The sequence below is a fragment of the Solibaculum intestinale genome (assembly GCF_040096205.1).
GTDB classification, from domain to species: Bacteria; Bacillota; Clostridia; order Oscillospirales; family Acutalibacteraceae; genus Solibaculum_A; species Solibaculum_A intestinale.
The window spans coordinates 1-9707 of the sequence record NZ_JBBMFD010000040.1 but is presented as its reverse complement, the minus strand read 5'-3'; the positions used below and the strand labels follow the sequence as shown (position 1 = coordinate 9707).

11 protein-coding genes are annotated in these 9707 nt (G+C 59.7%); 5 read left to right on the top strand and 6 right to left on the bottom strand.

Annotated features, from left to right (window positions below; translation table 11 throughout):
• Nucleotides 1–223 precede the first annotated feature (223 nt).
• The 5 genes from WMO26_RS12995 to WMO26_RS12975 all read left to right on the top strand — a co-directional run bounded on the left by WMO26_RS12995 (nt 224) and on the right by WMO26_RS12975 (nt 3506).
• Nucleotides 224–382: a hypothetical protein gene (locus WMO26_RS12995; RefSeq protein ID WP_349221042.1), complete on the top strand. Its 159-nt coding sequence runs from the start codon at nt 224–226 to the stop codon at nt 380–382.
• A gap of 112 nt (nt 383–494) precedes the next feature.
• Nucleotides 495–1139 (top strand): serine O-acetyltransferase EpsC, encoded by a 645-nt coding sequence (epsC, locus tag WMO26_RS12990; protein ID WP_349221041.1) that lies wholly within the window; start codon nt 495–497, stop codon nt 1137–1139.
• 88 nt (nt 1140–1227) lie between these two features.
• Nucleotides 1228–2619, top strand: a complete 1392-nt coding sequence (gene cysS, locus WMO26_RS12985) for a cysteine--tRNA ligase (RefSeq protein ID WP_349221039.1) — start codon at nt 1228–1230, stop codon at nt 2617–2619.
• Between the two features lie 146 nt (nt 2620–2765).
• Entirely contained in the window at nt 2766–2984 is a 219-nt protein-coding gene (locus tag WMO26_RS12980) for a helix-turn-helix domain-containing protein (protein ID WP_349221037.1), read from the top strand.
• Between the two features lie 27 nt (nt 2985–3011).
• A complete protein-coding gene (locus WMO26_RS12975) occupies nt 3012–3506 on the top strand; it encodes a YbaK/EbsC family protein (protein ID WP_349221036.1) in 495 nt (164 codons plus the stop codon).
• On the opposite strand, the gene thiT is transcribed toward WMO26_RS12975, so the two are convergent.
• The 6 genes from thiT to WMO26_RS12945 form a co-directional block, all read right to left on the bottom strand.
• Nucleotides 3503–4057, bottom strand: coding sequence for an energy-coupled thiamine transporter ThiT (thiT, locus tag WMO26_RS12970; RefSeq protein WP_349221034.1), 555 nt, complete (start codon nt 4055–4057; stop codon nt 3503–3505). The two genes, WMO26_RS12975 and thiT, sit on opposite strands and share 4 nt — an antisense overlap.
• A gap of 188 nt (nt 4058–4245) precedes the next feature.
• Nucleotides 4246–6729, bottom strand: coding sequence for an ATP-dependent Clp protease ATP-binding subunit (locus tag WMO26_RS12965; protein ID WP_349221032.1), 2484 nt, complete (start codon nt 6727–6729; stop codon nt 4246–4248).
• 52 nt (nt 6730–6781) lie between these two features.
• Entirely contained in the window at nt 6782–7819 is a 1038-nt protein-coding gene (locus tag WMO26_RS12960) for a protein arginine kinase (RefSeq protein ID WP_349221030.1), read from the bottom strand.
• A gap of 30 nt (nt 7820–7849) precedes the next feature.
• Complete coding sequence (locus WMO26_RS12955; protein ID WP_349221028.1) at nt 7850–8362, bottom strand: UvrB/UvrC motif-containing protein; 513 nt, start codon at nt 8360–8362, stop codon at nt 7850–7852.
• A 42-nt stretch (nt 8363–8404) separates the two neighbouring features.
• Nucleotides 8405–8863 (bottom strand): CtsR family transcriptional regulator, encoded by a 459-nt coding sequence (locus WMO26_RS12950; protein WP_349221026.1) that lies wholly within the window; start codon nt 8861–8863, stop codon nt 8405–8407.
• Nucleotides 8864–9468: 605 nt separating this feature from the next.
• A partial coding sequence (locus tag WMO26_RS12945; RefSeq protein WP_349221044.1) for a hypothetical protein occupies nt 9469–9707 on the bottom strand: 239 nt, incomplete at its 5' end.

The following is a 9707-nucleotide window of genomic DNA, read 5'->3' as shown; positions in this document are numbered from 1 at the left end:
AAATAACAGTTTGTAGGGGAGTTCTGATACTCCCCTATAAAAATGGCTATTTATCAACTGTTTGTTGTGACATAGCCTTTTGTAAAAGGACATAGGAACCGGATCCCCTACGAAAAAGCCGGGCGGGCCGGGAACAAATAAGGGTTGCATTTACCGGCAAACTATACTATACTGGTATAGGTACGAGCGGCCGGGCGCCGCTTTCCCACAGAAGAATAACCGGATGCGCGAGGAAGCGGGAAGAGTAACCGAGGAAACCGCCCAGAGAGAAACGGCCGCCGGCTGCAAGCCGTTTCGCGGGAAAATCGGCGAAGGTGCGCCCGTCAGCGCCGGGGGTAACGCCCCGCGTACCGCCTACGTTACAAGGCAGAGTGAAGAGTGAAAAAGCAGAGTGGAACCGCGGGAACCGACCGCCTCTGTCCTCCTGACCGCAGGGGGACAGGGGCGTTTTCTTTTGGTTTTTACGGTATAACAGATTGGTTGGAGGTCATAGTATGTTTGGCAGGGCAAAAGCGGACGTTGCCGCAATCCGGGAGCGGGACCCTGCGGCGAGAAGCAACTTTGAAGTAAGGGTCCTTTATCAGGGGATCAAGGCGGTGCGGTCCCACCGCCGGGCCAATTGGCTTTTTAGGCATAACTTCTTGTTTTTAGCGCGGCTTGTCTCCCAGAGAAGCCGCAAAAAGACCGGCATTGAAATCCATCCGGGGGCCACCATCGGCACGGGGCTGATGATCGACCACGGGATGGGGGTCGTCATCGGGGAGACCGCCGAGGTGGGGAACAACTGCACCATCTACCAGGGCGTCACCCTGGGCGGCACCGGCAAGGATACCGGCAAGCGCCATCCCACCATCGGGGACAACTGCATGATCGGCGCGGGCGCCAAAATTTTAGGCCCCATCAAGGTGGGGAACAACTGCAAGGTGGCAGCCAACGCCGTGGTACTCACCGACCTGCCCGACGATTCCACCGCCGTGGGCGTGCCCGCCCGGGTGGTGCGGCGAAACGGGCAGAAGGTGGACCCCCTCGACCAGGTGCACATCCCCGACCCCGTCAGCCAGACCCTCTGCCGCCTGGAGGCGGAGATCGAACGGCTGCGGGATGCGGTGCAGGTGCTCAGTCAGACCCGTTCGGAATAAAAAGAGCCCCGGCCGGTCCAAAGGCCGGGGCCGTACATATAGAAACACTCAAGCCAAGAAATCAATTGCATGACGGAGGAACCAGGACATGAAAATTTACAACACCCTTACCCGCCGGAAGGAAGAGTTCGTCCCCTTACAGGAGGGCGAGGCCAAAATCTACGCCTGCGGCCCCACGGTCTATAACTTCATCCACATTGGGAACGCCCGGCCCCTGTGCGTTTTCGACGTGCTGCGCCGGTACCTGGAATACCGGGGCTACAAAGTGACCTTCGCCCAGAACTTCACCGACATTGACGACAAGCTCATCCGCAAGGCAAACGAGGAGGGCATCACCGTCAAGGAGGTGGCCGCCCGGTACATCGACGAGTTCTGGACCGACGCGAAGGGCCTGGGCGTGAGGGAAGCCACCGTCCATCCCCGGGCCACTGAGAACATCGACGAGATTCTCTCCATCATCGGGGCGCTGGTGGACAAGGGCTTTGCTTACCCCAGCGGAGGGGACGTGTATTTCCGCACCCGCAGGGACCCCGGCTACGGGAAGCTCTCCCACCAGCCCATCGAGGACCTGGAATCGGGGGCCCGCATCGAGGTGGGGGATGTCAAGGAGGACCCGCTGGATTTCGCCCTCTGGAAAGGCGCAAAGCCGGGCGAACCGGCGTGGGATTCCCCCTGGGGCCCCGGACGGCCGGGATGGCACATTGAGTGCTCCGCCATGGCCCGGCGGTACCTGGGGGAAACCATCGACATCCACTGCGGCGGGGAGGACCTGGTGTTCCCCCATCATGAAAACGAGATCGCTCAGAGCGAGTGCGCAAACGGCGTGCCCTTCGCCCGCTACTGGATGCACAACGGCTTTATCAACGTGGACCGGCGGAAAATGTCCAAGTCCCTTGGAAACTTCTTTACCGTGCGGGAGGTGGCCGAGAAGTTCGGGTATGAGCCCATCCGGTATCTGATGGTGGCGTCTCACTACCGCACCCCTATCAACTATAGCGTGGAGATCATCGAGCAGTGCAAGGCCGCGCTGGACCGGCTCTATAACTGCCGGGAGCGGCTCGGGCAGGTGGCCGCGTCCGGCGAAGGGGAGGCGGACGGGGAATTCCTCGCCGTCCTCGACGAGTACCGCGCCCGGTTTGTCACCGCCATGGACGACGACCTGAACACCGCCGACGCCATCGGCGTCATCTTTGAGCTGGTGCGGGAGTTAAACACCGCCATGGACGGGGAAAACCCGTCGCCGGCGGCAGCCAAGGCCGGCCTTAGCGCCTTGGAGGAACTTACCGGCGTGCTGGGCCTTCTCTATGCGCGAAAGGAAGAGAAGTCTCCGGACGGCCAGGTGGAAGCGCTAATTGCGGCGCGAAACGAGGCCCGGGCCAATAAGAACTGGGCCGAGGCCGACCGCATCCGCGACCAGCTCAAAAGTATGGGTATCGCGCTCAAGGATACTCCCCAGGGCGTCACCTGGAGCCGGGTATAATCGCAAACGGGCTCCCCTGTTTCACGACAGGGGAGCCCATTTGAAATGGGAGCTTTTGAAAGGACCAAAAAATCAGGTGCATGAGGCCAGATGACCCCGCAATTCTCTTTGTAATCGGTTACCATTGTCACAAAGGGGGTGACGGTATGGCACGGCTGCGAATCCAAGAGCTTCTACAGGAACAAGGCAAATCCAGGTACTGGCTGTTTCAGCAGCTGAACATGAGCTACCAAAGCTACCGCCGTATGCTGGAAAACGAGACGAAATCCATCCGCAAGGAGAACATTGAGGCTCTCTGCCAGATTTTTGGGTGTTCGCCCAACGACTTGTTTTCTCTGGACGGGGAAGCGGGAAATGACGGATAAATTGAATACCATAAGGAGAAAATATATATGTCTATCCAATCAGTAAAAAATTATCTCAAGCAGTTCGGACGGGACGGGGACGTGCGGGAGTTCCCCGTGTCCAGCGCCACCGTGGCCCTGGCTGCCCAGGCCCTGGGCGTAGCGCCCGCCCGCATCGCCAAAACTCTCTCCTTTGCGGACGGGGACGGGGCCATCCTTCTGGTGGCAGCAGGGGACGCCAAGGTGGACAACGCCCGCTTCAAGGCCCAGTTTCAGAAAAAGGCGAAGATGCTCACCCCCGATGAGGCGCTGGCCTTCACCGGCCACGCGGTGGGCGGAATCTGCCCCTTCGCCATTGAGAACCCGCAGGTGCGGGTGTTCCTGGACGTGTCTTTGAAACGATTTGAGACGGTGTTTCCCGCCTGCGGCTCGTCCAACTCCGCCATTGAGCTCACCTGCGGCGAGCTGGAAGCCTATTCGAAGGCACTCGAATGGGTGGACGTGTGCAAGGGCTGGCGGGAAGAAGAGCGGGAAAACGGTTAAGCGCCCAATTGCCGGGGCTTTACGTACTTGGTGAGCAGCAGCATAACCGCCGTGGTGATGAGAAGCTCGGGCACCATATAGGTGGCGTTATAGATCACCGAGTAAAGCCACACCGGCTGGTCCGGCGGCGCGTAGCTGTCCCAGATGAGGATGCCGGAGGCCACATGGCAGGCGTAGCGCAGCAAAAGAACCAGGACGGTACCCGCCGCCGCGGCTCCGTACCGGTTGCGGATGGGCCTTGCAATTGTCCCGGCAAGGCCCAGCACGCCGAAGGCCAGCAGATAGTCCAGCCCGATGACCAGCGCAAAGGAAAGAACGTCCTGCACCGGCGGCACGTGAAAATCCGTGAGCATCTGGATGCCCGCAAAGGCCACCGCCGCCAGCAGCGACCATTTGAGCGGGTAGCGGAAGGACAAAAACAGGATGGGCGCCATGCTCGCCAGCGTCACCGACCCGCCATTGGGCACCAGGCGCAGGGTGAAAAAGGACAAAGCGGTGGCCAGCGCGATCATCAGGGCGCACTCGGTCAGAGTTCGGATGCGGCTTTGCATGAAACGGGTTCCTCCTTTGGTGGATCGGTTCGGTATCGGTAGCCTGCCCGGGAGCGGACGGCTTTATCCGTCTGCCCGGCACAGGTCAAAGGGCCCGGCCGGATTTTCCCGCGCCCCCGAATAAAAAGCAGCGCCCGGGAACGGATACGACTCCGTTCCCGGGCGCTTTTATGACCGTCTTAGCCTAATTATACCGCAGCATCCGCCTTGGCGTCAAACTGGAACTTCTCCTCCCGGTAGTCGCACACCACCGTCTGTCCCGCCTTGAACTTGCCTTCCAGAATGTGTTCGGAAAGCGGGTCCTCGATGCGGCTGACAATGGCCCGGCGCAGAGGACGCGCGCCGTAGACCGGGTCGAAGCCTTCCTTGGAGATTTCATCCACCGCCGCGTCGGTGAATTCAATGGAAATATCCATCCCCTTGACGCGGGCCTGCAGGTTTTTGAGCATCCGTTTGGCGATCTCTTGGATGTCGTCGTTCGTCAGCTGGTTGAAGACGATGATGTCGTCCACCCGGTTTAAGAACTCCGGCTTAAAGGCCTTTTTGAGCTCCGCCATCACGTCCTCGCGGATGCGCTCGGCGTTTTGGGCTGCTTCGGCGGTCCCGTCGGAGAAGCCCAAGGCGCGCTGCTTGTCGGTGATCTTGCGGGCGCCCACGTTGGAGGTCATGATGATCACGCAGTTTTTAAAATCCACCCGCCGCCCCTGAGCGTCGGTGAGGATGCCGTCCTCCAGGATTTGCAGCAGCATGTTGAACACGTCCGGATGGGCCTTCTCGATCTCATCGAAGAGGACCACACTGTACGGGTGGCGGCGGACCTTTTCGGTCAACTGGCCGCCCTCGTCGTAGCCCACGTAGCCGGGAGGGGACCCCACCAGGCGGGAAACCGTGTGCTTCTCCATATACTCGGACATGTCCAGACGGATCATGTTGTTCTCGTCGCCGAACATGGCCTGGGCCAGCGCCTTGCAAAGCTCCGTCTTGCCCACGCCCGTGGGGCCTAAGAAGATGAAGGAGCCGATGGGACGGCGGGGATCTTTTAATCCCACACGGCCCCGGCGGATGGCCCTGGCAATGGAGGAAACCGCTTCGTCCTGGCCCACGATCCGCTCATGCAGGATCTGTTCCATGTTCAGAAGCCGCTGGCTTTCCTCCTCAGTCAGCTGGGCAACCGGCACGCCGGTCCAGGAGGACACGATCTCGGCAATCTCCTTTTCGGTCACCTGGCCGTCGATGTGTGCGTTCTTCTCGCTCCAATGCTGCTTTTCTTCTTCGAGCTTCGTAGAGAGCTCCTTTTCCTCGTCCCGCAGATGGGCGGCCCGTTCAAAATCCTGGGAGTTGACCGCCGCCTGCTTTTCCTCGCCCAGCTCCTTGAGCCGGTTCTCCAGTTCCTTGAGGTCCGGGGGCGCGGTAAAAGCGCGCAGGCGCACCTTGGACGCCGCCTCGTCGATTAAGTCGATGGCCTTGTCGGGCAGGTACCGGTCGGGGATATAGCGCACCGACAGCTTGACGGCGGCTTCGATGGCCTCGTCGGTGATCTTCACCTTGTGATGGGCCTCGTACTTGTCCCGCAGCCCCGTAAGAATCTGAACGGCCTCTTCCTGGGTGGGTTCGCCCACCATCACCGGCTGGAACCGGCGCTCCAAAGCCGCGTCCTTCTCAATGTGCTTGCGGTATTCCTCCAGGGTGGTGGCGCCGATAACCTGCAGCTCGCCTCTTGCCAGGGAAGGCTTTAGGATGTTGGCCGCGTCCACCGCGCCCTCCGCGGCGCCTGCGCCGATGAGGGTGTGCAGTTCGTCGATGAACAAAATCACGTCGCCCGACTTGATGACCTCGTCGATGGCGTTCTTGATGCGCTCTTCAAAGTCCCCGCGGTACTTGGTGCCCGCCACCATGCCGGTCAGGTCGAGAGCGACCACCCGCTTGCCGGTCAAGGTTTCGGGAACCTCGCCGGCGGCAATCTTCTGGGCCAGGCCTTCGGCTACCGCCGTCTTGCCCACGCCCGGCTCGCCGATGAGGACCGGGTTATTCTTGGTGCGCCGCGACAGAATCTGAATGACCCGCTCGATTTCCTTTGCGCGGCCGATGATGGGATCCATCCCGCCGTCCTTGGCGATCTTGGTCAAATCCCGGCCGAACTGATCGAGGGTGGGCGTCTTGCTGTTTTTATTGCCGCTGCCCGGACGGGCCGCTCCCGAACCACGGGGCGCTCTGGTGGCCGGTTCGGGCGGCTCTGCGCCCACTGCGCGGGCGGTATCGTTGAAAATAGCCTGCGGGTCGGCGCCCAGGTCGGACAAGAACCGCACCGCGTAGCTGTCCCCCTCCTGGATGATGGCCATCAGGATGTGCTCGGTGCCCACGTAATTGTGGCCCATGCTCCGAGCGGCCGCAATGGCCATTTCCAGAATCCGCTTGCAGCGGGGGGTAAAGTCGTTGGGGGAAAGAGAGGTGGGCTGGCCTTGGCCGATGACGGCCTGCAGCCGCTCCACCACCTGCTCAGCGGTGATGCCCTTTTCGTTGAGCACGGAGGCGGCTACGCCGGTGCCTTCCTCCAAAATGCCTAAGAGCAGATGCTCGCTGCCGATATAGGTGTGCCCCAGCTGCTGGGCCGAGGCTACCGCCAGGTTGAGCACCTTGTTGGCTTTTTCCGTAAATCCATTGAATTTGAACATAGAAAACCCTCCTTTGTGGTTGGGATGAAGGTATCGTTTTTACTTTCTTTTATCAGGGCCGGTTTGCCCCCAGCGCTTCCCGCACAAGGCGGGCCCGCTCCAGATCGGCCTTGGCCGCGTCCAGCTCCTGTTTGCTTTGGCTGATCATCGTGCCGGGCATGGCGTCAATGAGCAGCCGGCTGATCACGTCCATAGGAATGTTCAGAATCCCAGTGGCCGCACCCAGGCGAACGTTGGAAATCAGCCCGGTAAACTCCTTGACGGTCAGCGTCCTTGCCGTGGTCAAAATTCCGTAGGAGCGCCAGATCCGGTCCTGTACCCGTACGTCCGCGCATAGCTGTTTGCGGGCGTTTCGTTCCTGGGCGATGACCTGCTGGGCAATGGAACGCAGGTTTTCAATGGCCGCCTGTTCGGAGATGCCTAAGGTCACCTGGTTGGAAAGCTGGTAGACGGCGCCCTTGGCGTCGCTGCCCTCTCCATAGGTGCCTCGGATGGTAAGCCCTAGCTTTGCCACGGTGTTCGCAAGCTGGTTCATGCTCCCCAGCTCCTGCAAAGCCGGTAGATGGAGCATCACCGAAGCCCGCATGCCGGTGCCCAGGTTTGTGGGACACTGGGTGAGGTACCCCAGCCGGTCGTGAAAAGCGAAGTTGAGCTTTTCGTCGAGCAGGGTGTCGATCTTATCCGCCGTGTCGTAGGCTTCGTTTAAGTCAAGCCCCGGACGCATCACCTGAATGCGCAGATGGTCTTCTTCGTTGACCATGATGGAAACCGACTCGTCCTCCAAAAGCAGCAGCGCCGTGCCCGCCGCCCCTTGGGAAAACTCGGGGCTGATCAGGTGCCGTTCGGCTAAGGATACCGCCTGCACGTGAGGGCAATGCTCCATATCTATGTAATGGAAATTGCCTGCCAGCGCCCAATTTCCGTTTAAAACCGCGTCGCGCACCCGTTCCTCCACTTGGGCCTTCTGGGCGTCGGTCATGCGTCCCACAAAGGGAATGTCGGAGAAATTGCGTGCCAGCCGGATGCGGGTGGAAAGAACCACATCTCCGTCCGGACCCGACTGGGTGTACCATTTATTCGAATCTGTCATCTGTTATCCCACCTTTTTCACCGCATGGCGTTATTGCTTGAGCTCCTGCTCAAGGGCCTTGATCTCATCGCGAAGGGCGGCCGCTTTCTCGAATTCCTGCTTTTCAATGGCCAGCGACAAGGACTTTCGCAGCTCGTCGAGCTGCCGGCGCTGCTTTGCCTCTATCCCGGCGGAAGCCGGAAGCTTGCCTGCGTGGCGCGTTTTGCCGTGCAGGCGCTGCAGGCTGGGAAGCAGCTGGTCGTAGAAGGTGTCGTAGCATTTCGCGCAGCCCGCCCGCCCGGTAGCGGCAATGTCCTGGAAGGTGGAGCCGCAGCCGGAACACCGAACCTGGTCGCCGCCTGTAGGGATAGCCTGCGGATGAGCGGCCTCGCCGAACACGCTGCCCAGCAGATCGTTTAACCCCAGAGAGAAGGGGGAATGGATGGAGCCGAACCCCGCCTTGGCCGCGCAGTCGGCGCATAAGTACACTTCGGACGCCTGTCCGTTGATCACCCGTTTGATGTGGGTGGTGGCTTCGTTTTTATGGCATTTTTCACAGAGCATATCCTTCACTCCCATCGGTAGTTTTCAGTAAAAACCTGGATGCTAATCAAACATGGCCGCCTGCAGCAGCATGCTTTTGAGCACCGCCCCGCGCACCGCGTCCCGGTTTTCCGGCGGTACGCTGCGGTAGCAGTTGTCGGACACGGCCGCCCTCATCAGCTTGGCGGCCTTGGGGGTCAGCTGCCGGTTGTGCGTCAGGTTTTCCAGAATAATGCGGGCGGTGGAGGCGTCCAGCGTGTCGCCGATGCTGTTGACCACATGCATGATCGCCGCGCCCCGTCCGGAGTTGATGCGGGTGATGCGGATGTATCCGCCGCCGCCCCGCCGGCTCTCCACCAGATACCCCTGCTCCGGGGTGAAGCGGGAGGTCAGCACGTAATTGATCTGGCTGGGCACACATCCGATGGAACCCGCCAGCTCGTTTCTCTGAATTTCCGCGACCCCCTGCGCCGCTTCCAGCATGGAAAGAATCTGCTGGGCAATCTGGTCGCTCAATCGCATGGTATCACCTCCACATTCAACAATTTGTCTTTTTCTGACCTTTCAAGCGGACCCATCCGCTTTTGTTCTTTATTATACCCAATGGTCAGGAAAGATCAAGGTCAGTTAAAGTCAAAAAATATGAACTATTTCAAATTACCAGGGATTCTCTTCACTTTTCTCCTGATTTCTCACTTTATTGACTTTTCCTGATCTATCTGTACCCGAACCGGTTCGTCTTGTATGGGGCGCGGAATGGGGCAGAGGCTCTTCGGAAAAGGGATCGGGCGTCAGATCATCCGCCAGCTCAAAATCCGCGTGGTAACTGGGTCTCCCGCCATAGCTTGTACGCGACACAAATAGCCCTCCTCATTTGCTGATATGGATAGTGTATGCAAAAAATGGGACGCTTATACGAAGACGGCCTTAAAAGCGAAATCCCGCCTGCAAAAATCCGTCCTCCACCCGGCTAAAGGCGAAAAGAAGAAAATCGGGGGGAATTTTGTAACCAACTTCCTGCCGCCGCCATAGTATGGGTTGAAAGCCAACACGGAACGGCGAAGGCGATGAATCGAAGCTTTGAGCCATCCTCGTGGCGGGCTTATCACCGGCGCGGTGCGCCGACATTACGCAGGCATAGCCTGCTCAAGGAGGAAATTTGTATGTGTTGTGGTAATGGTTTTGGTGGCGGCTGCTCTTGGATCATCATTCTGATCATCCTCTTCCTCGTCTGTGGCAATGGTTGGGGCGGTTACGGCAACGGCTGCGGCTGCAACGATGGCTGCGGCTGCAACAACGGCTGCGGTTGCTAGTTTGACACATAGCACGTAAGTCGTGCGGGGGGGGGGCAGGGCGTCTCCTGCGC